This is a genomic window from Streptomyces aurantiogriseus, from assembly GCF_014649375.1.
In the GTDB taxonomy this organism is placed as follows: Bacteria; Actinomycetota; Actinomycetes; order Streptomycetales; family Streptomycetaceae; genus Streptomyces; species Streptomyces aurantiogriseus.
Window position 1 is genome coordinate 16624 of record NZ_BMSX01000022.1, and the last position, 23333, is coordinate 39956.

Annotated in this window: 24 protein-coding genes; 9 read left to right on the forward strand and 15 right to left on the reverse strand. The window is 72.8% G+C overall.

Translation table 11 applies throughout. From position 1 onward, the window contains the following. The first annotated feature begins 11 nt into the window (after positions 1–11). Positions 12–2246 (forward strand): FUSC family protein, encoded by a 2235-nt coding sequence (locus IE263_RS36220; RefSeq protein ID WP_189942306.1) that lies wholly within the window; start codon positions 12–14, stop codon positions 2244–2246. A 23-nt stretch (positions 2247–2269) separates the two neighbouring features. Here IE263_RS36220 and IE263_RS36225 read toward each other — a convergent pair whose 3' ends face one another. From IE263_RS36225 to IE263_RS36245, 5 genes are all read right to left on the reverse strand, one after another. After that, positions 2270–2701, reverse strand: a complete 432-nt coding sequence (locus tag IE263_RS36225) for a hypothetical protein (RefSeq protein ID WP_189942307.1) — start codon at positions 2699–2701, stop codon at positions 2270–2272. 29 nt (positions 2702–2730) lie between these two features. Next, positions 2731–3570 (reverse strand): DUF1206 domain-containing protein, encoded by an 840-nt coding sequence (locus tag IE263_RS36230; RefSeq protein ID WP_189942308.1) that lies wholly within the window; start codon positions 3568–3570, stop codon positions 2731–2733. Between the two features lie 402 nt (positions 3571–3972). Beyond that, positions 3973–4215: a DUF5133 domain-containing protein gene (locus tag IE263_RS36235; protein ID WP_189942309.1), complete on the reverse strand. Its 243-nt coding sequence runs from the start codon at positions 4213–4215 to the stop codon at positions 3973–3975. Between the two features lie 65 nt (positions 4216–4280). Then, positions 4281–5117: a SigB/SigF/SigG family RNA polymerase sigma factor gene (locus tag IE263_RS36240; RefSeq protein WP_189942310.1), complete on the reverse strand. Its 837-nt coding sequence runs from the start codon at positions 5115–5117 to the stop codon at positions 4281–4283. 300 nt (positions 5118–5417) lie between these two features. Then, complete coding sequence (locus tag IE263_RS36245; RefSeq protein WP_189942311.1) at positions 5418–5861, reverse strand: ATP-binding protein; 444 nt, start codon at positions 5859–5861, stop codon at positions 5418–5420. Between the two features lie 313 nt (positions 5862–6174). Between IE263_RS36245 and IE263_RS36250 the strand changes: the two genes are divergently transcribed. The 3 genes from IE263_RS36250 (at position 6175) to IE263_RS36260 (ending at position 8748) form a co-directional block, all read left to right on the forward strand. Further along, positions 6175–6396 (forward strand): hypothetical protein, encoded by a 222-nt coding sequence (locus IE263_RS36250; protein ID WP_189942312.1) that lies wholly within the window; start codon positions 6175–6177, stop codon positions 6394–6396. A 56-nt stretch (positions 6397–6452) separates the two neighbouring features. Continuing rightward, positions 6453–7931, forward strand: a complete 1479-nt coding sequence (locus tag IE263_RS36255; protein ID WP_189942313.1) for an aminotransferase class I/II-fold pyridoxal phosphate-dependent enzyme — start codon at positions 6453–6455, stop codon at positions 7929–7931. 361 nt (positions 7932–8292) lie between these two features. Next, a complete protein-coding gene (locus IE263_RS36260; protein WP_189942314.1) occupies positions 8293–8748 on the forward strand; it encodes a cyclic nucleotide-binding domain-containing protein in 456 nt (151 codons plus the stop codon). 74 nt (positions 8749–8822) lie between these two features. Here the strand turns inward: IE263_RS36260 and IE263_RS36265 are convergent, their stop codons facing one another. Together IE263_RS36265 and IE263_RS36270 are read right to left on the reverse strand one after the other, a co-directional pair. Then, the gene (locus IE263_RS36265) at positions 8823–10124 is read right to left on the reverse strand and encodes an MFS transporter (protein ID WP_189942315.1); all 1302 of its coding nucleotides are present in this window, start codon (positions 10122–10124) and stop codon (positions 8823–8825) included. Between the two features lie 117 nt (positions 10125–10241). Then, complete coding sequence (locus tag IE263_RS36270; RefSeq protein WP_189942316.1) at positions 10242–10856, reverse strand: LysE/ArgO family amino acid transporter; 615 nt, start codon at positions 10854–10856, stop codon at positions 10242–10244. 69 nt (positions 10857–10925) lie between these two features. On the opposite strand from IE263_RS36270, the gene IE263_RS36275 reads away from it, so the two are divergent. After that, the gene (locus IE263_RS36275; protein WP_189942449.1) at positions 10926–11825 is read left to right on the forward strand and encodes a LysR family transcriptional regulator ArgP; all 900 of its coding nucleotides are present in this window, start codon (positions 10926–10928) and stop codon (positions 11823–11825) included. Positions 11826–11841: 16 nt separating this feature from the next. On the opposite strand, the gene IE263_RS36280 is transcribed toward IE263_RS36275, so the two are convergent. Then, positions 11842–12552 carry a TetR/AcrR family transcriptional regulator gene (locus tag IE263_RS36280; protein WP_189942317.1) on the reverse strand — a complete coding sequence of 237 codons (711 nt, stop codon included), beginning with the start codon at positions 12550–12552 and terminating at the stop codon, positions 11842–11844. A gap of 146 nt (positions 12553–12698) precedes the next feature. On the opposite strand from IE263_RS36280, the gene IE263_RS36285 reads away from it, so the two are divergent. Further along, positions 12699–13916: a saccharopine dehydrogenase family protein gene (locus IE263_RS36285; RefSeq protein WP_189942318.1), complete on the forward strand. Its 1218-nt coding sequence runs from the start codon at positions 12699–12701 to the stop codon at positions 13914–13916. Positions 13917–14045: 129 nt separating this feature from the next. Beyond that, entirely contained in the window at positions 14046–14294 is a 249-nt protein-coding gene (locus tag IE263_RS36290) for a WhiB family transcriptional regulator (RefSeq protein ID WP_189942319.1), read from the forward strand. A gap of 42 nt (positions 14295–14336) precedes the next feature. On the opposite strand, the gene IE263_RS36295 is transcribed toward IE263_RS36290, so the two are convergent. The 5 genes from IE263_RS36295 to IE263_RS36315 all read right to left on the reverse strand — a co-directional run bounded on the left by IE263_RS36295 (position 14337) and on the right by IE263_RS36315 (position 19662). Then, positions 14337–14783 carry a DUF6098 family protein gene (locus IE263_RS36295; RefSeq protein WP_189942320.1) on the reverse strand — a complete coding sequence of 149 codons (447 nt, stop codon included), beginning with the start codon at positions 14781–14783 and terminating at the stop codon, positions 14337–14339. A 73-nt stretch (positions 14784–14856) separates the two neighbouring features. After that, positions 14857–16692, reverse strand: coding sequence for a sensor histidine kinase (locus IE263_RS36300; RefSeq protein WP_229911356.1), 1836 nt, complete (start codon positions 16690–16692; stop codon positions 14857–14859). Continuing rightward, positions 16689–17387 (reverse strand): response regulator transcription factor, encoded by a 699-nt coding sequence (locus IE263_RS36305; RefSeq protein ID WP_189942321.1) that lies wholly within the window; start codon positions 17385–17387, stop codon positions 16689–16691. The genes IE263_RS36300 and IE263_RS36305 overlap by 4 nt, the downstream gene beginning before the upstream one ends. Positions 17388–17457: 70 nt before the next feature. Continuing rightward, the gene (locus tag IE263_RS36310; RefSeq protein ID WP_189942322.1) at positions 17458–18222 is read right to left on the reverse strand and encodes a L,D-transpeptidase family protein; all 765 of its coding nucleotides are present in this window, start codon (positions 18220–18222) and stop codon (positions 17458–17460) included. Positions 18223–18264: 42 nt separating this feature from the next. Continuing rightward, positions 18265–19662, reverse strand: a complete 1398-nt coding sequence (locus IE263_RS36315; protein ID WP_189942323.1) for a M1 family metallopeptidase — start codon at positions 19660–19662, stop codon at positions 18265–18267. Between the two features lie 165 nt (positions 19663–19827). On the opposite strand from IE263_RS36315, the gene IE263_RS36320 reads away from it, so the two are divergent. Beyond that, the gene (locus IE263_RS36320; RefSeq protein WP_189942324.1) at positions 19828–20175 is read left to right on the forward strand and encodes a DUF488 domain-containing protein; all 348 of its coding nucleotides are present in this window, start codon (positions 19828–19830) and stop codon (positions 20173–20175) included. Positions 20176–20211: 36 nt separating this feature from the next. On the opposite strand, the gene IE263_RS36325 is transcribed toward IE263_RS36320, so the two are convergent. Both IE263_RS36325 and IE263_RS36330 read right to left on the reverse strand, forming a co-directional pair. Beyond that, entirely contained in the window at positions 20212–21885 is a 1674-nt protein-coding gene (locus IE263_RS36325) for an FAD-binding dehydrogenase (RefSeq protein ID WP_189942325.1), read from the reverse strand. A gap of 33 nt (positions 21886–21918) precedes the next feature. Then, positions 21919–22551 (reverse strand): TetR/AcrR family transcriptional regulator, encoded by a 633-nt coding sequence (locus tag IE263_RS36330; RefSeq protein ID WP_189942326.1) that lies wholly within the window; start codon positions 22549–22551, stop codon positions 21919–21921. 124 nt (positions 22552–22675) lie between these two features. Here IE263_RS36330 and IE263_RS36335 point away from each other — a divergent pair, with 124 nt between their 5' ends. After that, positions 22676–23305 (forward strand): alpha-ketoglutarate-dependent dioxygenase AlkB, encoded by a 630-nt coding sequence (locus IE263_RS36335; RefSeq protein ID WP_189942327.1) that lies wholly within the window; start codon positions 22676–22678, stop codon positions 23303–23305. Positions 23306–23333 lie beyond the last annotated feature (28 nt).

Consider the following 23333-nt stretch of genomic DNA (forward strand, 5'->3'; position numbering starts at 1 on the left):
GGTACGGCGGCGTGAAGGCGGCGGCACGGTCGTTCCGGACGGGGTGGCGGGACCGGATCGCGGCGTCGGATCCCGGGCTGCTGCGGCTGGCGGCCGGGCTGCGGACGGTGGGGGCGATCGCCCTGACGCTGGCCGTGCTCTCCCTGCTGGGCGCGACCTTGACGCACCTGGTCGCGGGGGCCATCGCGGCGATGGTCGCCACCTTCGCCATCCGGGAGAAGCAGCGCGACCGGCAGGCGGTCACCCTCGCCCTGGGGCTGCCGGTCGCGCTGGCCTCGCTGTCGCTGGCGGCGCTGCTCAGCTCCCGGCTGATCGCCGGTGACGTCTTCTTCGTCGCCCTCATCTTCTGCGCGGTCTACGGCCGGCGGTTCGGCGACCGCGGCATGGCACTCGGCCTGGTCGCCTTCCAGGTCTACTTCCTGGCCCTGTTCGTGGGTGCCAGCAGAGCGACGCTGCCCGGGTTCTGCGGGGCGGTCGCCGTCGCGTTCGTGTGCAGCGCGGTGGCGCGCTTCGCGCTGGTGCCGCAGACCCCGGCGGGGGTCTTCCAGCGGCTGCGGCGGGCCTTCCGGGCGCGGCTCGCGCGGTTGCTCGACGCCCAGCTCGAGCTGTTCGACGCCGGCCCGGACGAGGTGGAGAAGGCGCTGGCACACGTGCGGGAGGGCACCGCCCGGCTGCACGAGACGGCCATGATGATCCAGAGCCGGCTGGCCGAGGGCACCCCGGACGAGGCGACGGCGCGACTGGTGCAGCGCCGGATCGCCGACGCGGAGATCGCCGCCGAGCGGCTCGGTCTGCTGCTGCTCACGGCGCGCAGCGCCGAGCGGGCGGACACCCTGACCCTGCACCTGCCCGGCGCACCGGTTCCGGAGGCCGGGCGGCTGCCGGTGCGGGAGGAGGCGACCGAGGTCCTGCGACGCGACCTGCAGGCGCTGCGTCTGCTCGTGCGGCATCCCGTCGCCGGCGGCAGCGGGCTGGCGCAGCTCCGCAACCGGCTGCTCGGGTACCGGGAGGAGGAGAACCTGCCGGGCGCGTCACCGGCCGTGCAGGACGTCTTCCGGGGCGTCGGTGAGGCGGCCCGGGCGGTGCTCGGGCTGCGGGTCGCGCTCGACGGGCCGCAGGACGAGTCCGACGACAGCCCCGAGACCGCCCGCTCCCGCGAGGAACTGGACGCGGAGGACGCGGCCATCGAGGGGCACGAGACGGAGACGACGGAGGCCACGGGCCTGCGTCGGCCCACGACCCGGGCAGCCGTGCAGGTCGCCGTCGGATCGTCGCTGGCGATCGTCGGCGGCGAGCTGCTCTCCACGCACCGCTGGTACTGGGCGGTGCTGACCTGCTGGATCGTGTTCATCAACACCGCGTCCACCGGCGAGATCATGGTCAAGGGCTACGGGCGGCTGCTCGGGACCGTGCTCGGGGTGGTCGCGGGCATCGGGCTCGCGGGACTGGTGGGCCACCACACGTGGACGGCGTTCGCGGTGGTGCTGCTGTGCGTGTTCGCGATGTTCTACACGGCGCCGCTGTCGCACACACTGATGTCCTTCTTCGTCACCGCGGCGCTGGGCGTGCTGTACACGCTGCTGCACACCTACAGCCTGTCGGTGCTCGTGCTGCGGGTGGAGGAGACGGCGCTGGGGGTGGCCTGCGGAGTCGTGGCGGCGGTGCTGGTGCTGCCGGTGCAGACGGACCGGCGTACGAACGAGCTGCTGACGACCGTCCTGGACCGGCTGGCAGATGTCACCGAGGGTGCCGTGGACCAGCTCAGCGGTGGACCCCCGGCCGATCTGCTGGACCGGGCGCGGGACCTGGACCAGGCGCTGGCCGATCTGCGGGCGGCCACGCAGCCGCTGACCCATCCGGTCACGCCGCTGCGGACCCGGCGGGACACCGCCCGCTACGTGGTCGCCCTGCTGGAGACGTGCGCGTACCACGCACGATCGCTGGCGGCCACGGCCGAGCTGCTGCCGACCCATCCGTCGATCGCGGCGGAACCGCGGCTGCGTGGGGCCGGGCGACGCATCCTGCACAACATCGGCGCGATCGCCGCGCACGTCGCGGACGAGCGCAGCACCGCCCAGGTGCGGACCGGTGCGAGCATCGCCTCGCTGCTGAAGCCCGGCGTGCCCGGGACCCCGCGCTACGACCGGGTCACCGACCGGGTGCTACGGCACCTGCAACGCTTGGACGAGGCGGTGGTCGGTCTGGCCCGGCCGTTGAAGGTTGCGGTGGAGCAGCCGAAGCAGTGAGTGAGGCCGGCCGGCCCACGGCGTCAGAAGTCCGTGGGCAGACCGCTCGCGGCGGCGATGCCGCGCAGTTCCTCGGTGTCGCTCTGGCGTCGGCGGATACAGCCGGCGATCTCGGCGAGGCGCGTCGGGTCGGAGGCGGTGACCGCATCGGTGACCACCCGGACCGGGCCGGTTCCGTCGACGTGGATCTCCACCAACTGGTTGTCGAGCCGGCCGGTCACGGCCGTGGCGATGACCAAGGCGGCCTCGTCGCGGATCTCCTGAGGCAGGTCCTCCGTGTCCTGCGGATCCAGCGCGAAATCGAGGCTCTCGGGGGGTTGTTCGTCGAGGGCACGCAGGGCGGGCGCGACGACCTTGAGCAGCATCTCGTAGTCCTCGCTGTCCATGCGGACGCGGAGGAGGTCGAGGTACATGTCCACGGGTCGTCCGTCCGGCGGGAACTCGGATTCGTTCATTTCCCCCGGGTTCCCCCGCAGCCGGATGTTCAGACCTTGCGCCAGCGGGCCATGGCGAACGAGAACAGCCCGAAGAGCACGAGCCCGGCGGCGACGCAGGCCAGCAGCCCCGGCCCGACGGGGGTGCCGGCGAAGGAGCGGAGGGTGTCGTCGAGGCCCTTGGCCTTGTCCGGCTCGTAGTCGACCGCGGCGCGTACGGCGAAGGCGCCGACGGCGGCGAACACCAGGCCGCGGGCCACGCCGCCGGCGACGCCGGTGACGTCCACGACGCGGCGGACGCGCGAGGACATCTCCCCCAGCCGCAGCTTGTCCCGGTAGGCGCGCATCAGGGCCCGCGCGCCGAGCCAGACGCCCGCGACGACGACGGCGACACCCGCCACCCCGACGATCCACTGGCCGCCGGGTACCTCCAGCAGGCGGGCCGTGACGTCCCGGGACTGCTCGTCGCTGGACCCGCCCCCGCCACCCGAGCCCGCGGCGAACGCGAGGACGGAGTAGGCGACGAAGGAGTAGAAGGCGCACCGGACGAGCGCCAGCAGCCGCTTCTTCGCCGTCCTGCCTTCGGGCCCCACCGAGCCGAAGGCCACCTCGGACAGGCGCCACAGCGCCATGCCGACCAGGCCGACGCCGAGGGCCCACAGCAGGACGGAGCCGAAGGGCTTGGCGGAGAGTTCCGCCAGGGCGCCCTGGCGGTCGGCCTGCTGTTTCTTGTCCTCACCGAAGGCGATCTGCAGGGCCAGCACCCCGACGAGCAGATAGATCACACCGCGCGCGGTCAGCCCCGCCTTGGCGGCCCACCTGGTGCCCGACCCCCGCGCGGCCCGCTCGGCCTCGGCCTTGCCGTTGCTCGCCAGGACACCAGCGTTCATCTCGACCTCCCCTGAAAACTCCCGGAAATCCGAATGCCCCGGCTCGGGCCCGACACACCCGGGCGCGGGGCGACTACCGGACGCGATGGCAGCGGGGGGAGCGGGGTTCTCCGCCGGGCTGGTCGGTCCCGCCTGCCCGCGCGGGGCCTGCCCGCCGGTGCGGGCCGACCCATCGGTGCGGGGCTGGCCCATCGGTGCGGGGCCCGGCCGCCGGTGCGGGCCCTGCCCAGAGCGATCCAGCGTCCGCCGAAGACCCATGCCCCGATCCACAGGACACTGTCGCCGGCCCGGCTACGGCGCGCATTCTCGAACCGGGTCTTCTCCTCCCCCGCGTGTTCGCCTCCCCCACACACGGGCGCCCCACCGCGGTGACCCACCGCGATGGGGCGCCCCCTGCCCCGCTCAGGCGTACACATGAGGCCCTTCGTCCGTACGCGGCCGCGTCCCCGCGTCGGCGTCCGCCGCTGCGGCGAGCCAGCGGTGGGCCACTTCCAGGGCGAGGGTGACGTCACGGGTCCCGGTGGAGACGCACAGGGTGTAGGCGAGGTCCTGTGCCCGGGCGTTCGACTCGACGGATCCGGTCGCCGTCTCGGCCTCGTACTCGTCGATGAGGGTGCGCAGGACGGCAGGGTGGGGCATCAGCATCGGTGTGCTCCTTGTCCGTGACGAAGTCGGTGACGCAGGGGGGCGGGCGGGCGCCGGTCGCGGGCTCAGCTTCGGTCGCCCTGGCGGCCGAGGGCCTCCTCCCGCACCTGGGCGCAGCTGCGGCTGATGAGGCGGGAGACGTGCATCTGGGAGATGCCGAGGCGGTCGGCGATGCGGCTCTGGGTCATGTCCTCGAAGAAGCGCATGTAGAGGATGGCCCGCTCGCGTTCCGGCAGGCGGCGCAGGCTCTCCTTCGCGGACTCGCGGTCGACCACGACGTCGTAGGAGGCGTCGGGGCCGCCGAGAGTGTCGGCGAGGCTGTAGCCGTCGTCGCCGGCGGGGAGTTCGGCGTCCAGCGACAGGGTGCTGAAGCTCTCCAGGGCCTCCAGTCCGGCGCCGACCTCCTCCTCGGTCAGTCCGGTGTGGGCGGCGATGTCGGCGACCGAGGGCTCGGGCGCACCCGGGTTCTGGGCGAGCTCGCGGCGGGCGAGGCGCACCTTGTTGCGGAGTTCCTGCACCCGGCGCGGGACGCGCAGCGCCCACATCCGGTCCCGGAAGTGCCGCTTGATCTCGCCGGTGATGGTGGGGACGGCGTAACTCTCGAAGGCGCCGCGCTCCGGGTCGAAGCGGTCGACGGCCTTCACCAGGCCGAGTGCCGCCACCTGGCGGAGGTCCTCGATCGCCTCACCCCGGTCGCGGAACCGGCCGGCGATGCGGTGGGCCATGGGCAGCCAGGCCGTGACGATCTCGTCGCGTACGGCGTCCCGCTCGGGTCCCTCCTCCAGGGTGATCAGGCGGGCGAAGAGACGTGCGGTGTCGGGAGCGTCGTCGTGGGTCCGGCGCGACTGCGCGGTCGTGGCGGCAGGCGTGGCAGGACGGCTTGTCGACATGTCGATGAGCATGCGGAATCGCTCCTGAACGGTCGTTTCAGGGAATGGCCACGGGAGGGCCGCTGTCGTCCGGGGCATACGGAGCGCCCCGAAGCAGCGATGCCGCTCCCGATGACGCGCCTCCGGTCCGAAGCACGAACCTCCGTCTGCCCTGCCCCCGGAGGAACAAACTCCGCCCGCCGGAAAGGCGTTCACGCCTTCCGGGCAGGCCGTCGCGGCCGGCCGGAACCACGCCACGGCAGCCCTTCGGACGATCGGTCGGAACCACGCAAGGGCAGCCGTTCGGGGCTCGGGGCAAGGGAACGGCGGCCGTCAGAACACGGGGACCACGGCCGTGATCCGCTTGCCGCCGGAGGGCAGGTCGGACACCCGGACGTCCCGGGCCAGTCGGCAGACGATCGGCCAGCCGCGTCCGCCGGTGCGGCGGCGCCCCTCCTCGTCGAGCGGGTCGCCGGCCACCGGCAGCCGGTCGCTGCGGTCGCTGACGGAGACCCGTACGTCCTGGTCGTCGACGTCGACGTCGAAGCCGGTGACGCCGCCGCCGTGGAGGATGGCGTTGGTGGTGAGTTCCGAAGCCACGAGCAGGGCGTCGGAGAGGGCATCCTCGTCGTACGGACAGCCCATGGCCCCGCAGCGCCCGGCGACGGCGCGCCGGATGGCGGTGCGGACGTCGGACGGCCTGCAGGGCCGCTGTCCCCCGCACCGCATCGGGCCGTCCGGTGCGTCGGGGCGGTCGGTCGAGTGGTTGGTACGCATCCTTTCGCTCCCCTGATGCTTTCCCGGCTGGTCGGTGGGCCGACGGGTCGACCGACGACCTGCCACGTGACCGATCGACCCCGGGTGCTGTGAAGAAACGCTGTGAACAAACAAACGCGCTGGACAAGCGCTCCGCCGGGGACGACGGACGGATCCGCCGGTGCTTCTCCCGGCTCGGCGGCCGCGCCCGGCCCTCTCCCTGCCGGACGGCGCGACCCTCTCTGTTTCGGCTGGCCCCCGAACGCCCTGCCAAACCTGCCGATCGGGCATCGCCAGGAGTCATCGAACAGCCCGGCGTGGGTACGCGGGACACATGGCGGATGTCGTGGACTCGGATGAACTGCTGCGCCGCATCCAGCGCGCCAGGGCCTGCGCGCGCGAGGAACTGCGGACCTGGCGAGGCCGGGGCGAGGAACTCGGGCGGACCGACCCGGACGCGGGGCGTGACGCGCATGTGCGGGCTCTGGCCTACGAGGCGGTACTCGACGTCCTGGACGAGGTCCTGACGCCGGGCCACCACCCGGCAGAGCCCTGACCAGGGCTTCTGCCCCCTGCTCGCATGGCGGCCGGGCTCGCGGGAACCCGGCGCGCATGACAGCCGATCACACCTGCGCACCCGTACTGGAAGCCCTCGTCGACTATCACCGCCAGGGGCGGCTGGCGTTCTCGCCGCCGGGGCACAAGCAGGCCCGCGGCGCCGATCCCGAGGTGCGGGCGGTGCTGGGTGACGCGGTCTTCCTGGGTGACCTGCTGGCGTCCGGCGGGCTCGACGACCGGCTGACCCGGGGCCGGGTCCTGGAGCGGGCCGAGGAGCTGATGGCGGACGCGGTCCACGCCGACCACACGTTCTTCTCCACGTGCGGGAGTTCCCTGTCGGTCAAGGCCGCGATGCTGTCCGTGGCCGGTCCGCACGAGAAGCTGCTGATCGGGCGGGACGCGCACAAGTCGGTGGTGTCGGGTCTGATCCTGTCCGGGATCGAGCCCGTCTGGGTCGAGCCGCTCTGGGACGCCGAGCGGCACCTGGCGCATCCGCCGTCCGCCGAGAAGTTCGAGAAGGCCTTCGAGGTCCACCCCGACGCGAAGGGCGCCCTGGTCACGAGCCCGACACCGTACGGCGCCAGCGCGGATCTGCGGGCGATCGCCGAGGTCTGCCACCGCCGTTCGGTCCCGCTGATCGTGGACGAGGCGTGGGGGGCGCATCTGCCCTTCCACCCGGATCTGCCGTCCTGGGCGATGGACGCGGGCGCCGACATCTGTGTGACCAGCATCCACAAGATGGGCAGCGGCCTGGAACAGGGCTCCGTCTTCCATCTGCAGGGCGACCTCGTCCCGGCGGAGCTGCTGAAGACTCGCGCGGACCTGCTGGGCACCACCAGCCCCTCGGTGCTGCTGTACGCCGGGCTCGACGGCTGGCGGCGGCAGATGTGTCTGCACGGCGAGGACCTCATGGGCGCGGCCCTCGACCTCGCGGCCGAGCTGCGGGCCGCCATCGAGCAGATCGACGGGCTGCACGTCAACGACCGGAACGACTTCTGCGGCCCGGGACGGGCCGACGACCTCGACCCGCTGCCGGTCGTCATCGACCTCACGGGGCTCGGCATCTCGGGCTTCCAGGCCGCGGACTGGCTGCACGAGCACCGGGCGCTGGACATGCACCTGTCCGACCACCGCCGTGTCGGCGCGCAGATCACCCACGCCGACGACCGCGAGACGACCGGCGAGCTGCTCGCCGCCCTCAAGGACCTCGCGCACGCAGCGCCGGACCTGCGGCCCGCCCCGCGGATGGAGGTGCCGGCACCGTCCGAACTGCGGCTGGCGCAGGGGCTGTTGCCCCGGGACGCGTTCTTCGGGCCGGCCGAGCACGTGCCGGTGTCCAAGGCGGCCGGCCGGGTCGCCGCCGAGATGATCACGCCGTACCCGCCCGGGATTCCCGCCGTTCTGCCCGGTGAACGGCTGACCGAGCCCGTGCTGCGCTATCTGCGCACCGGCCTGGAGGCGGGCATGAACCTTCCCGATCCGACCGACCCGGAACTCAAGACCATCAGGGTCGTCACGAGAGACGCGGAGTGAGACGGCAGGGACGCGGCGTGAGGCGGCGAGGACGGCCCGACAGCGGAGTGGAAGACGACGGAGTGAAAGACGACGGAGTGAAACCGGTCACGTGACCCGCTTTTGGTTACGTAGAATCGCCGCGAATGGTTTACCGTTCATTCATACGTGGTGGCGGGGTCGAGGGTACTCCTCCGTACACCACCCCTTGACGGCCCTGGCTGGCTTCCCCCGTCCAGCCAGGGCTTTTTCCTGCCGTCCGCGGAAGTCCCGTCCGCCGAGGTGCCCGGGGCGTCCGCAGCGGCTGAAATGGGTGAGAGGGAAAACCCGGAACCCCCTCCGGTCGCACCCCGGAACCCATCGCCGGCGAGGAGCCCGCGCCATGACCAAAGCGACGAAACTGCTGACCGCCCTCCCCCCGCCCCAGCGCCAGCGTCTGATGGCCCTCGCACGGGAGGTGTCCTTCCCGGAGGACACGCGGATCTTCGAGGCGGGCGGCACGGCCGACCGCTTCTGGGTCATCCGCTCCGGCGCCGTCTCGCTCACCCAGCAGGTCACGTCCATACAGCGGGTCACCGTCGCCAGTCTCGGCGCCGGCGACCTGCTCGGCTGGTCCTGGCTGTTCCCGCCGTACCAGTGGGACTTCGGCGCGGAGGCCTTCAGCCCGGTGCGTGCCTACGAGTTCGAGGCGCAGCCGGTGCTCAAGCTGTGCGAGGAGGATGCGGCGCTCGGTCTGTCGCTGGTGCGGATCGTGGCCGAAATCCTCGCCCACCGACTGGAGATGACCCGGGGCAAGCTCATGGAGCAGTACGGGATGCACCGGCGCGGGGTCGTCTAGGGCCTCAGAGGCGGCAACGGCCGCGGGGACATCCAGTGTCCCAGGCAACAGCGGCCGCGGGGACGTCCAAGGCCTCAGACACGGTAGCGGCGCAGGGCCGGCACCGCTGCCGCCAGGCCCAGCATCACGACGACCACCAGCAGGCCGCCGCCCGCGACGGCCGCCCGTGGGCCGAAGGCGGCGCCCGCGGTACCGTGCAGGACGTCGGCCAGGCGCGGGCCGCCCGCGACGACGACGGTGAAGACACCCTGCATGCGGCCGCGCATCTCGTCGGTGGCGGCGGAGAGCAGGATCGCACCGCGGAAGACCATGGAGACCATGTCGGCCACGCCGGCCGCGGCGAGGAAGACGACGGCGAGCCACAGGCTGCCGCTCAGTCCGAAGCCGGTGATCGACGCGCCCCAGGCGACGACCGCGCCGATGACCATCCAGCCGTGCCGACGGGCCCTGGAGAACGTGCCGGAGAACAGCCCGCCCAGCACCGCGCCGATCGGGATCGCCGCGAACAGCAGGCCGAGGGCGAGGCCTTCGCCGTAGGGCGCGTAGGTCTCGGCGGCGAGCTGCGGGAACAGGGCGCGGGGCATGCCGAAGACCATGGCGATGACGTCGGCGAGGAAGGACAGCAGCAGCACCTTGTGCCGGGATATGTAGCGGAAGCCCTCCGCGATCTCCCGGACCCCGGCGCGCCGGACGGTCGAGCCGGCGAGCGGCGGCAGCGCGGGCAGGCGGACGACGGCCCACAGCGTGAGGCACAGGGCGAGGGCGTCGATGAGGTACAGCTCGGGCAGGCCGATGACCGGGATCAGGGCACCCGCCAGCAGCGGTCCGGCGACCAGGCCGACCTGCATGACGGTGGAGCCGAGGGCGTTGGCGGCGGCCAGCTCCTGCGCCGGAACCAGGCGGGCGATGGAGGCGTTGCGGGCGGGCGCGTTGAGCCCGAAGAACGCCTGCTGCGCGGCGAGCAGCACCATCAGCACCGCCACCGAGTCCAGCCCCGAGACGGCCTGGAGCCAGAACAGCACCGAGGTGACGGCGATGCCGGTGTTGGTGATCAATAGCAGTCTGCGCCGGTCCATGGTGTCGGCGACCGCGCCGCCCCACAGGGCGAAGAGCACCATCGGCAGCAGACCGGCGAGGCTGGCGTAGCCGACCCAGGCGGAGGAGCCGGTGATGTCGTAGATCTGCTTGGGGACGGCGACGGCGGTGAGCTGGCTGCCGACGGCCGTGACGATCGTCGAGGACCACAGACGGCGGTAGGCGGGCCGGCGCAGCGGGCGGGTGTCCATCGCCCAGCGGCGCCAGCCGCGTCGGTGGCGTTCCTGCGGATCCGGGTCGGCCTCGGTCTCGGGTGGGGTGCTGCTCTCGCTCGTGTCCACGGGCTTCCTGATTGCTCGTTACATCTTTCGTGTCCGGCGATCACTATCGCAGCACTTTCTGTGCTGCCGCGGACCCCGTGGACAGGCAATCTCAGCTTTCGGACACTTCGCTTCTCCTCAGGCTCCCGCGACGAGGGTGATGCCGAGGGCGATCATCGTGGCGGCGACCAGTCCGTCCAGGACGCGCCAGGCGGCCGGCCGGGTCAGGAAGCGGCTGAGCAGACGGGCGCCGAAGCCGAGCGCGGCGAACCAGCAGAGGCTGGCGAGCACGGCGCCGAGGCCGAAGGTCCAGCGCAGCGGGCCGCGGTCGGCGGCGACGGTGCCGAGCAGGAAGACGGTGTCGAGGTAGACGTGCGGGTTGAGCCAGGTCATGGCCAGACAGGTGAGCACCGCCCGCCGCCGTGAGCCCGTGGCCTCGCCGTCCACCCTCAGGGCCTCGCCCGGTTTCAGCACCCGGCGGGCGGCGAGGGCCCCGTAGCAGAGCAGGAAGGCGCCACCGATCCACGCGACGGCGGTCAGCGCTCCCGGCCAGGCCACCACGAGCGCTCCCACCCCGGCCACACCGAGCGCGATGAGCACGGCGTCGGACAGGGCGCAGATCCCGACGACGGCGAGGACCGCGTCGCGACGGATGCCCTGACGCAGGACGAAGGCGTTCTGGGCGCCGATGGCGACGATGAGCGACAGGCCGGTGCCGAATCCGGCGGCCGCGGCGGTGAGGGTGGGCGTCATGGCGTCCACGCTAGGGAGCGGATCACTGCAGGTACAGCTAAAGGTTCTTACGTATCATTAGCCCTCGTGATGACAGATCTTCCGCTCGACCAGGTGCGCACGCTGCTCGCGGTGGTCGACGAGGGCACCTTCGACGCGGCGGCCGCCGCCCTGCATGTGACGCCGTCGGCGGTGAGTCAGCGGGTGAAGGCGCTGGAGCAGCGCACGGGCCGGGTCCTGCTGCTGCGCACCAAGCCGGTGCGGCCCACGGAGTCGGGCGAGATCGTCGTCCGGTTCGCCCGCCAGCTGGCCCGGCTGGAGCGCGACACGCGGTCCGAGCTGGGCATGAGCGGCGCCGGGGAGCCGACACGCGTGACCGTCGCGGTGAACGCGGACTCCCTCGCCACCTGGTTCCTGCCGGCCCTGAGCCGCGTACCGCAGGAGCCGGGGCTCTGCTTCGAGCTGCACCGCGAGGACGAGAGGCGGACGGCGGAGCTGCTGCGGGAGGGGCTGGTGATGGCCGCGGTGACCTCCTCGCCCGACCCGGTGACCGGGTGCTCCGTGCGCCGGCTCGGCCGGATGCGCTACCTGGCTGCGGCCGCCCCCGGCTTCGCCGCCCGGCACCTGGCGGGCCGCCCCCTTCGTGAGGTCCTGGCCGAGGCGCCCTTGGTGACCTTCGACCGGGGCGACGATCTCCAGGACGCGTTCGTACGCCGGCTGCGGCGCGGTGCGGGCGGCGCGGGTCCCGTACGACACGCCGTGCCGACCTCGGAGGGTTTCCTCGACGCGGTGGTGGCCGGGCTCGGTTGGGGGATGGTGCCCGAGGTGCAGGCCGGTCCCCTGTTCGCGGCCGGACGTCTGACGTCCCTCGCGCCCGAGCGGCCGCTGGACGTACCGCTCCACTGGCAGCAGTGGAAGCTCGATTCGCCCGCGCTGGCGGCGGTGGCGGACGCGGTCGTCGCAACGGCCGCGGAGGCCCTGCGCGGCTGATGTCCGCGTGTGATGTCTACGCGGCCTCGAGCGCCGTCAGTCGTGCCGCCGCGCTGTCCAGCAGCATCTCCAGGGCCGTCGGATAGGCGCTGGTGACCATGCGCGTCGACAGCAGCGGGGCCGCCTCGGCGATCCGGGGGTGGGTGGTGGCGGGCAGACGGGCGTAGGTCGAGCGCCATATGGCGTCGTCGGCGCGCTGCGAGGCGCGCGGCAGGGCCAGGGACGCCGCGTCCAGGGCGGCGAAGGCCAGCGTCTGGTCGATGAAGGCGTGGTAGATCCGCACGGTGTCCGGCACCGGGAACCCGGCCCTGCGCAGGACGTCCAGGACGGCCTCGTCGGCGGCCAGTTCGTTCGCCCGGCCGGTGACACGGCTCGCGGTGAGCTGGGCGGCCTGCGGGTGGGCGACGTAGGCCTCGTGAATGCGCAGTCCGATGCCGTGCAGGTCCGCTCGCCACTCCCCCGTCGGCTCCCAGCCCCGCAGGGCCTGCCCGATCAGCGCGTCGCCGATGGCGAGGGTGAGGTCGTCCATGCCCCGGAAGTACCGGTAGAGGGTGCTGGGGTCGCAGTCGAGGGCCAGGCCGAGACGGCGGGCGGTGAGCCCGGCACTGCCGTGCTCGTGCAGCAGGCGCAGCGCGGTCTCGACGATGAGCCGCTCGGACAGGACGGTGCCGCTCTTGGTGGGCCGACGCCGCCGCCGCCTCTCCTCGGGTACGACCTGTTTCGGCACGATGTCTCCCCCTGTCTCCCGTTCTTATGCCAACGCCATTGACCTTAAGCGGGCGGACGGCGTTGGATCCAGGGCAAGCGCGCTGACCGACAGACCCATTCATCGACTTATCGACTTGATCGACCTATCGACAGGGAGTTCCCGTCATGCGTGTACTGCTCGTGGGGGCCGGCGGTGTGGGCACCGCGATCACCCGGATCGCGGCCCGGCGTCCGTTCTTCGACGCGATGGTCGTCGCCGACTACGACCCGGAGCGCGCCGCCACCGCGGTCGCGGCCCTCGACGGCGACGAGCGGTTCCTCGCCGAGCGAGTCGACGCGAGCGACGAGGCCGCGGTGGCCCGGCTGCTCGCCCACCACCGCTGCGACGTCCTGCTCAACGCCACCGACCCGCGCTTCGTGATGCCCCTCTTCCAGGCGGCCCGCACGGCCGGCGCCACCTATGTCGACATGGCGATGTCCCTCTCGCGCCCCCATCCGGAGCGCCCGTACGAGCAGTGCGGGGTCAAGCTCGGCGACGCGCAGTTCACGCAGGCCTCCGACTGGGAGAAGGCAGGTGCGCTGGCCCTCGTCGGCATGGGGGTGGAGCCCGGCCTGTCGGACGTCTTCGCGCGGTACGCCGCGGACGAACTCTTCGACGAGATCGAGGAGATCGGCGTCCGCGACGGCGCGAACCTCACCGTCGAGGGCCATGACTTCGCGCCCTCCTTCAACATCTGGACCACGATCGAGGAGTGCCTGAACCCGCCGGTGGTCTACGAGGCCGACCGCGGCTGGTTCACCACCGAGCCGTTCAGCGAGCCCGAGGTGTTCGACTTCCCGGAGGGCATCGGCCCCGTCGAGTGCGTGAACGTGGAGCACGAGGAGGTGCTGCTCATGCCGCGCTGGGTCGACGCGCGCCGGGTCACCTTCAAGTACGGCCTGGGCCGTGAGTTCGTCGAGACGCTGCGGACACTGCACCGGCTGGAACTGGACCGCACCGCCCCGGTGACGGTGCCGAGCGCGGCGGGCCCGGTGCCGGTCTCGCCCCGGGACGTCGTCGCCGCCTGTCTGCCCGACCCGGCGTCGCTGGGCGAGCGCATGCACGGCAAGACGTGCGCCGGGACATGGGTGCGGGGCGTGAAGGACGGCGCGCCGCGTGAGGTGTACCTGTACCACGTGGTCGACAACCAGTGGTCGATGGCCGAGTACGGCAGCCAGGCCGTGGTGTGGCAGACGGCCGTCAACCCGGTCGTCGCCCTCGAACTGCTCGCCACGGGCGCGTGGTCCGGCGCGGGCGTGCTGGGCCCGGAGGCGTTCCCGGCCGGCCCCTTCCTCGACCTGCTGACGGCGTACGGCTCGCCGTGGGGCATGCGGGAGCAGTGAACGACCCCGCCGGCGCTGTGAACGCCTTCCGGGGCCGGCGTTGTTTCACTCCCGCCCCGGCGGTGACCCGACCGGGAGCAACCGACGTATCCGGAAAAGCACATACGACTTCGATCGCAGGTGACTTCGATGGACGACTGGCGACAGCATGCCGCGTGCCGCCACGAGGACCCGGACCTCTTCTTCCCGATCGGCACCTCGGGGCCGGCACTGCTGCAGACGGAACAGGCGAAGGCGGTCTGCCGGCGCTGCCCGGTGCGGGAGGCGTGCCTGGAGTGGGCGCTGGAGACGGACCAGACCCTCGGGGTCTGGGGCGGGACGAGCGAGACGGAGCGACGTGCCCTCAAGCGGCGCATCAAGGCGCGACGGAGTTCCTGACCCCGGCGGAGTCCGCGACCGCGGACGTCCCGGGGCCGGACCTCACCGGCCCGTCCGGCGCAGCGGCCCCCACGCGGCCTCCTGCCGCGCCACCTCGGCCCGCGCCTCCTCGATCACGCCGGGGTCGATCCAGCACAGCGGCCTTACGTCGGCCACGAGCGGCTCGTTGTCGGGGCCCCGGCCCGTCTCCCGGCCCGTCAGGATCCAGGGGCGGACACCGGGGCCCTTCTCGTGCGGCAGGTGCGCGTAGTCGTAGAGCCTGCGGGCGACCCACAGGGTGCGGGAGCGGTCCTCCCACCAGTCCTCGACGTCGAGGGGATTGGCGGACAGGCCGGGCATCGGGACGCCGGTGAGCTCGTCCGTGCTGGAGACCGACCCGAGGTCGGTCTCGGGGCCGCGCGACCAACGGACGAACAGGCCCTGTCGTCGTTCGACCAGGCCGGCCAGTTCGGTCAGGGCGTGTGCGACCGGCAGGTCGTCCCAGCTCATGAGTGTGACCTCCCTCTTCGCCGTCCGGCCAACGGGGTACCCGCACCGCCCGAACGGAATCAGTCCCTCCCGCTCAGCCGTCCTGCGGGGGCACGGCGGCGGGCAGCCGCAGGGTGAAGACGCTGCCGGTGCCCGGTGTGCTCGCGGCCTCGGCGGTGCCGCCGTGGGCGGTCATCAGGTGGCGGACGATCGGCAGGCCGAGGCCGCTGCCTCCGGTGCGCCGGCTGCGGGACTTCTCGGCGCGCCAGAACCGCTCGAAGACGTGCGGCAGGTCCTCGGCCGCGATACCGGTGCCGGTGTCGGCGACCTCCAGGGCGACCTGCTCGCCGTCGCTCCGGGCGGTCAGGGTGACCGTGCCGTCGGGCGGGGTGTGGCGTACGGCGTTGGTGACGAGGTTGCCGAGCGCCTGCCGCAGCCGCACCGGGTCGGCGTCCAGCCACGGGGTGCCGACGGTCTCGGTGCGCAGGGTGACGCCCGCGGTGTCGGCGGCGACCCGGTGGGCGGCGGCGACCTGGGCGAGCAGCTCGTCGGCGGCCACGGGCTCGCGGTGCAGGCGCAGCGTGCCGGCGTCGGCGGCCGCGAGGTCACGCAGGTCGTCGATGACGCGCTGGAGGACCAGGGCCTCCTCGTGCAGGGCGGTGAGCAGCTCGGGGTCGGGGTCGACGAGTCCGTCGCGGGTGACCTCCAGCCAGCCGCGGATGTTGGTGAGCGGACTGCGCAGTTCGTGGGCGACGTCGCTGACCAGGGCCTTGCGCTGAGCCTCCAGGCGTTCGCGGCGCTCGGCGAGGTCGTTGAAGGCCTCCGCCAGGATCCCGGTCTCGTCCCGGGTGGTGACGGGGACGCGCGCATGCCGGTCGGGGGGCTGCTGGGCGGCCTCGGTGAGGGCGCGCAGGGGCCGTACGAGGCGGGTGGCGACGACGGCGGTCACGGCGACGGTGACGGCGAGCACCAGCCCGGCCGCTCCGACGACCTTCGTCTTGTTGGCCGGGGACAGGTCCCAGCGGGGTGCCGCGCCGTTGTCCCCGCCGCCGAGGAACAGTTCGGCGACGGGGGCGACGTACGGGTCGAGCTGGGTGCGGCGGGCGTCGTCGTGGCAGTTCTGGGCCGCGCGCGTCATCTTGGCGTCACCCTTCATCAGGAATCCGGGCGTGCGCGCCGGGCCCCACAGGTTTTCGCCGGTGAGGTCGGTGCCGAGGGTCGCCGGCGTGTCGGGGTCCAGTCCCTCCCGGGTCAGGCAGTCGCGCGCGAGCTTCTGGAGCGCGGCCAGCGCCTTGTCCTCCGTGGCCGTCAGGGTGTTGAGCAGGCCGTCGGCGCAGGGCTCGGGCACGTAGTCGGAGTCGAGGCCGCCGTCGGTGCGGTTCAGGACCGTACGGCCGCTCGGTGTCCGGCTGAGGGTGGTGTCGATGCCGTGGCGGGCGAAGCAGCTCTGCCGTTTCCGGGCCAGGGCGTCCACTCTCGTGCCTTCCGCCGCCGTGAGCCGGTAGGGGCCGACGACGCGCGGGTCCGTGCCGCTGAGCTGGGCGCCGGGCTCGCTGAAGGTGTCGGTGCGCAGTGGGTCGACGGTGGCGGCGGCGCGGGGCGGCAGGGAGGTGCCGCGCGGTGCGGAGTCGGCGAGGAGGGTGCGGTCGGTGGTGGTCAGGGCGATGCGCCGGCCGGTGCGCGCGGACAGGTCCCGGACGGTGGCCTGGACGCCCCTCCAGTCGGGGTGGGTGGCCGCGTATCCGCTGAGGCGGGCCAGGATGTCCATGTCGTCGGCGAGGGCCTGGCCCTGCTCCTCCCGCAGGGCGCGGGTGGTGGTCGCCACCGCCAGCCAGGCCGTCGCGGCCACCGAGCACACGGCGATCAGCGCGGACGCGATCAGCAGCCGGACCAGCAGGCGCTTGCGCAGGGGTATGCGGACAGGCTTCACGCGCGTCCGCCGCTGAGCTTGTAGCCGACGCCGAACACGGTCAGCAGCCGGACGGGTCTGCGCGGGTCGGCCTCGATCTTCCGACGCAGGTTCATGATGTGCACGTCGATGGCCCGTTCGGTGGAGGAGCGGTCGAAGCCGCGGGTGCACTGCAGCAACTGCCGTCGGGAGAAGACCCGTTCGGGCTCGCCGACCAGGGCGAGCAGGATCTGGAACTCGGCGGGTGTGCACTCCACGGGCTCCCCGTCGCACCGCACCTCGTGCCGCTCCGGATCGACGGCGAGCCCCGCGGCCCGTACGAGGGGATCCTCCCGCCGGCCGCCCGCGGCGCGCCCGCTGCGCCGCAGGACCGTGCGGATCCGCGCCATCAGCTCACGTGGGCTGTACGGCTTGGTCATGTAGTCGTCGGCGCCCAGCTCCAGGCCGAGCAGCACGTCCTCCTCGGCCGCGCGGGCGGTCAGCATCAGCACCGGGATGTCGTCGCCCCGGCGCAGCACCCGGCACACCCCGAAGCCGTCGATGACCGGCAGCATGAGGTCCAGTACGACGAGGTCGGGCCGGTCCCGCCGCACCGCGTCCAGCGCGGCGGAGCCGTCGTGGACGACGGTGGCGGTGTGGCCCTCGGCGAGCAGGGAGCGGCGGATGAGTTCCGCCTGCATCGCGTCGTCCTCGGCGACCAGTACATGTGCGCACACGCGGCGGTTCCCCTTCGGTCGGCGGATTCGGTCCGGCGGATGCGGCCGGCGGGTTGGTTCAGCGGTTCGTTCAGCGGGCCAGGGAGGCATGGTCGCCCATGACGACAACCGGGTGGAGGGCGGGGTCGAGGGCGCGGAGCAGCTCCTTCATGTGCTGCTCGGCGATGCTCACGCAGCCGTGGGTGGGTCCGCCGTGATCGACGTGGAGCCAGATCCCGCCACCGCGCTTCGCACCCAGCGGACGGGTCCAGTCCAGCGGCGAAGTGCCGGGTTTGCGGTTGTAGTTGATGGCGATCACGTAGTCGAAGGACCCGTCGAGCGGCTCGCCCTCGAAGCCGGTGCCGGGCGAGTCGAAACCGCCGGACGACTGGTCGTACGGCAGCCGGGTGCCGGGGTCGCGCAGCCGTCCGCCGGCGTCGGTGAGGCCGTAGACGCCGATGGGTGAGCGCAGGTCGCCGGCCGTGTGGTGGTCGGTCCAGCCGCGCAGCGCGTTGTGGGCGGGCCAGGCGGGGCCGGCCTTCCAGCCGGTCTCGAAGCGGTGGTACAGGACCACCGTGGAGAGGGGGGAGTCGCGGTCCTGTCCCGTCGCCACGACGACCTGGCGTGCCGAGGCGGGTATGTCGGCCAGGGTCTCGGGGCCGAGGCCGGGGATGTGCCGCGGGGCCGACTGCACGGACATCTCGGGCGCGGGCAGACCGGGCGCCGAGGGGGTGGCGGTGGATGCGGTGTCGGACGAGGCGGTGGCTCGCTGGCTGGAGGAGGCCGCAGCGCCGCCGCATCCGGTGAGCAGGAGGGACGCGGCGAGCAGCGCGGCACGGGCACGGTGCGTGATCATGGGTCGACCCTGGCCGAGAGGTGTGAGGAACTGGTCAGGTTCTTACGGCTGGTTGGGCTTGCCCCGAGCGTACAGCCAGGTCTGGAACAGCCTGCTCAGTTCCTTGCCGGACAGTCGCTCCGCCAGGCGCTCGAACTGGGCGGTGGTGCCGTTGCCGTGGCGGTGTTCCGAGGCCCAGGCGCGCAGGATGCGGAAGAAGGCGTGGTCGCCGACGGCGGTGCGCAGGGCGTGCAGGGTCATGGCGCCGCGGGCGTAGACGGGGGTGCCGAAGATGTGGGCGCCACTGCCGGGGTCGCCGGGCGGGAAGGCCCACACGGGGTCGCTCGCCGGGAGGGCGTACAGCCCGTCGAAGGTCTGCCGGGCGCTGTCGCCGCCGTGCTGCTCGGCGTAGAGCCACTCCGTGTAGACGGCGAAGCCCTCGTTGAGCCAGATGTCCTTCCAGGAGGTGAGGGAGACGGAGTCGCCGAACCACTGGTGGGCGCTCTCGTGGACGAGGGTGCTCAGTCGGGGTGCGCGGTCGTACACGGGCCGGGTCTGGGTCTCCAGCGCGTAGCCGACCTGCGGGGCGCGGTCGACGATCGACCCGGCGGCGCGGAACGGGTAGGGGCCGAACAGCCGGCTCTCCCACTCCAGGACGGACGGGAGCTGTTCGAGGACGGGCGCGGCGGCGGTCGCCTCACGGGGGTCGACGGCGTTGTAGACCTTGATGCCGTCGCGGGTCGTGAACTGCTCGACCTGGAACTTCCCGATGGTCGCCGTGGCGAGGTAGGCGGCCATGGGTTCCGCCTGGCGCCAGCGGAAGGTGGTCTTCCCGGCCTCGGTGCGCCGGCCGAGGAGGACGCCGTTGGCGACCGCCGTGCGTCCTTCGGGGACGGTGATCGTGAAGTCGTAGGAGGACTTGTCGGTGGGGTGGTTGTTGGCGGGGAACCAGGTCATGGCGCCCTGCGGCTCGGCGGCGACGAACGCGCCGTCGTCGGTGGGGATCCAGCCGTCCAGGGAGCCGTCGGGGTCGGTGACCGGGCCGGGGGTGCCGGAGTAGGTGACCGTGATCCGGAACTGCTGGCCCTTGCGCAGGGCGCGGCGCGGGGTGATGACGAGTTCCTGGCCGTCGCTCCGGTGCTCGGCCCGGGCGCGGTCCACCGTCAGGCCGGTGACCTTCAGCCCGTGCAGGTCGAGGTCGAACCGGGTGAGGCGCTGGGTGGCGCGGGCGGTGAGCACGGCCTGGCCGTCGAGGTGACGGCTGCCCGGGTCGTAACGGAGGGTCAGGTCGTAGTGGTCGACGTGGTAGCCGCCGTTGCCGGCGAGGGGGAAGTAGGGGTCACCGACGCCGGAGCTGCCCACCGGGCCGGCCGCGAGAGCGGGGTCGGCCGCGGTGAGCAGCGCCGCCACGGCGACGGGTACGGTCGCGAGGAGGGCGGGGCGTCTGTGGGGGTGTGTCACGTGCGCTCCTTGGGGGTGGCGTGTGAGCGAACGTGCTCACAGTAGGCACCCATCGGACCGGATTGACCCTCCATCAGGTCACGTTCCGCCGCGTCGCCCACCGTGCGGCGCGGTGGTCGGCAGTACGCTCCCGGCACCACCCGCCGCCCCGAGGAAGGCCCGCCCGTGAGCGTCCGCGTGCGCCGCGTCTACGAACCGCCCGAGCCCGAGGACGGTGTCCGCGTCCTGGTCGACCGGCTGTGGCCGCGGGGCCTCGCCAAGGACGCGGCCCGGGTCGACGAGTGGCCCAAGGGCCTGACCCCGTCGACCGAGCTGCGCCGTTGGTACCACGCGGGCGAGGGCTCGTACGAGGAGTTCGCCCGCCGGTACGAGGCGGAGCTGGCCGCCCCGGAGGCGGCCGAACTCCTCGATCACGTCCGTGAGTTGGCGGACGAAGGACAGGTGACCCTGCTGACGGCCGCGAAGGAGCCGGAGCGCAGTCACGCCGCTGTCCTGGTCCGCCTCCTGGGCTGAGAGCCCGGCCTGTCCGAGCTCTCGGCCCGCCCGAGCTCAGCCCGTCTGCCGCGCGGCCGCCCGTCCCGCCGCGCGCCCGGAGAACAGGCAGCCGCCGAGGAAGGTGCCCTCGAGGGCGTTGTAGCCGTGGACGCCGCCACCGCCGAAGCCGGCGACCTCGCCCGCCGCGTACAGGCCCTCGATCGGCCGGCCGTCGGCGCCCAGGGCGCGCGAGTCGAGGTCGGTCTGGATGCCGCCGAGGGTCTTGCGGGTGAGCACGTGCAGCTTGACGGCGATCAGCGGGCCGGCCTCGGGGTCGAGGATGCGGTGCGGGGTGGCGACGCGGCCGAGGCGGTCGCCGATGTAGCGGCGGGCGTTGCGGATGCCCTGTACCTGGGCGTCCTTGGCGTAGGGGTTGGCGATCTGGAGGTCGCGGGCCCGGATCCGGCGGCGCAGTTCCTCGGCGTCGAGCAGCGGCTTCTCGGTCAGGGCGTTCATCTTCTCGACGAGCCGGTCGAGGGTGTCGGCGACGACGAAGTCCGCGCCGTGGTCGAGGAAGGCCTGCACCGGGCCGGGAGCGCCCTTGCCGAGGATGCGGTCGCGCAGGAAGGACTTGCGGTCCTTGGCGGTGATGTCGGGGTTCTGCTCGGAGCCCGACAGCGCGAACTCCTTCTCGACGATCTTCCGGGTGAGGACGAACCAGGAGTGGTCGTGGCCCGCGAGGTCCTCGGTGGTGCGCAGGTGCTTGAGCGTCCCGAGGGTGTCGTAGCCCGGCAGGCAGGGGTCGGGCAGACGGCGGCCGAGGGCGTCGAACCACATCGAGGACGGGCCGGCCAGGATGCGGATGCCGTGGCCCGGCCAGATGGAGTCCCAGTTCTGGACGCCCTCGGTGTAGTGCCACATGCGGTCCCGGTTGACCAGGCGGACGCCGGCGCCGGCGCTGATGTCGAGCATGCGGCCGTCGACGTAGGCCGGGACGCCGGTGACCATCTCGGCGGGCGGGGTGCCCAGGCGCTCCGGCCAGTACCGGCGGACCATCTCGTGGTTGGCGCCGATGCCGCCGCTGGTGACGATCACGGCCTGGGCGGTCAGCTCGAAGTCGCCGGCGCGGTCGCGGTTGGAGGCCACACCGCGCGGCGAGTCGTCGGGCGCGAGAACCGTGCCGCGCACACCGCGGGCGGCGCCGTCCTGGAGGACCAGTTCGTCGACCCGGTGGCGGTGGTAGAAGGTCAGCAGCCCGTCGCGGGCGGCCTGCTTGGCGTGGCGGGCGAACGGTTCGACGACGCCGGTTCCCGTGCCCCAGGCGATGTGGAAGCGGGGTACGGAGTTGCCGTGCCCGTCGGCGCGCAGGTCACCGCGCTCGGCCCAGCCGACGGTCGGCAGGAAGGTGATGCCGTGCCCGGCCAGCCAGGACCGCTTCTCCCCCGCCGCGAACTCGACGTAGGCGCGCGCCCAGCGCACCGCCCAGGAGTCCTCGTCGTCGGTGCGGTCGAACTGCGCGCTGCCCTGCCAGTCGCTCCAGGCGAGGTCGAACGAGTCCTTGACGCCCAGGCGCCGCTGCTCGGGCGAGTCGACGAGGAACAGCCCGCCGAAGGACCAGAACGCCTGGCCGCCGAGGTTGGCGGCGTTCTCCTGGTCGACCAGGGCGACCCGCCTGCCCCTGCTGGTGAGTTCGTGCGCCGCGACCAGGCCGGCGAGGCCCGCTCCGACGACGATGACGTCCGCGTCCATGGCGACCGTTGCCCTTTCTCCTGAAGGTGTCGTTCAGCTGTGCGTCCGGCTTGCGCTGCCGTCGGTCAGCAGCGCGGTGAGCAGCTGCTTGAGCCAGGCGCGGGCGCCGTCCACGTCCTTGTCCAGCAGCAGCTGGGTGGTGACCCCGTCGTACGCGGCGACCACCGCGCGGGCGGCGGCGTCGGCGTCGCCGAGTACGGCGGGCAGTGGGGTGTGGCCGCGGGCGCGGGCGAGCCGGTCGGCGATCGCCCCGCGCAGCCGGGCCCGGTGTTCCAGCAGGGACTGCGCCACGGCCGGGTCACGGGCGGCGTGCACCAGGAAGTCCGTCTTCACCAGCAGCCAGTCGAGGTCGAGGAGCAGCACCTCGGTGACCCGGTCCACGGAGGCGGGCACGTCGAGGTCCGGACCGTCGCCGGCGAGCGCGTCGGCGACCTGCCGGGCGATCAGGTCCGCGCGCTGCCGGTAGAGCGCGAAGAACAGCTCGTCCAGGCTGTCGAAGTTGGAGTAGAAGGCGCCCCGGCTGTAGCCGGCGGCCTCGCAGACCTCCTCGATGGAGACCCGCCCGAAGCCCTTCGCGGCGAACACCTCGAAGGCGGCGTCGAGCAGGTTGGCGCGCGTGCGCACGCGGCGTCTGGTGACGCGCCCGGCCGTCTGCTCCGTCGCCATCTCGGACCTCCGTTCGATACGCGAATGTATCCGATACACCGATGTATCGAAAGAGTCTTCGCCCGAGCCCGCCGCGAGCCCACTCCCGGGAACATACTTTCGATTTCAGAGTTACGCTGAACCCATGACCAGGCACCTGCAGGGCTCCCTCTTCGACCAGACCGACGAGGTGCAGCTCGGCCCGCTCGACGGGATGCGCCGGACCGTGCTGGGCTCGGGCGCCTGGATCGACGTGCTGCCGGGCTGGCTCACGGGCTCGGACCTGCTGTTCGAACAGCTGGCGACCGAGGTGCCGTGGCGCGCGGAGCGCCGGAAGATGTACGACCACACGGTCGACGTCCCCCGGCTGCTCGCCTTCTACGACGCGGACCGCGAGCTGCCCCACCCGGTCCTGGCAGAGGCCCGCGACGCCCTCGGCGCGCACTACGCCGACGAGCTGGGCGAGCCCTTCGTCACCGCCGGCCTGTGCTTCTACCGCGACGGACGGGACAGCGTGGCCTGGCACGGAGACCGGATCGGCCGGGGCGCCCACGAGGACACCATGGTCGCCATCCTCTCGGTGGGCGCGCCCCGCGATCTGCTTCTGCGCCCGGCGCACGGCGGCGGCAGCAGCGTGCGGCGCCCGCTGGGACACGGCGATCTGATCGTGATGGGCGGCTCCTGCCAGCGGACCTGGGAGCACTGCGTCCCCAAGTCGACGCGTGCCGCCGGCCCGCGCATCAGCATCCAGTTCCGCCCGCGGGGCGTGCAGTAGGGACACATGACGGCAGACGAATGAGGGG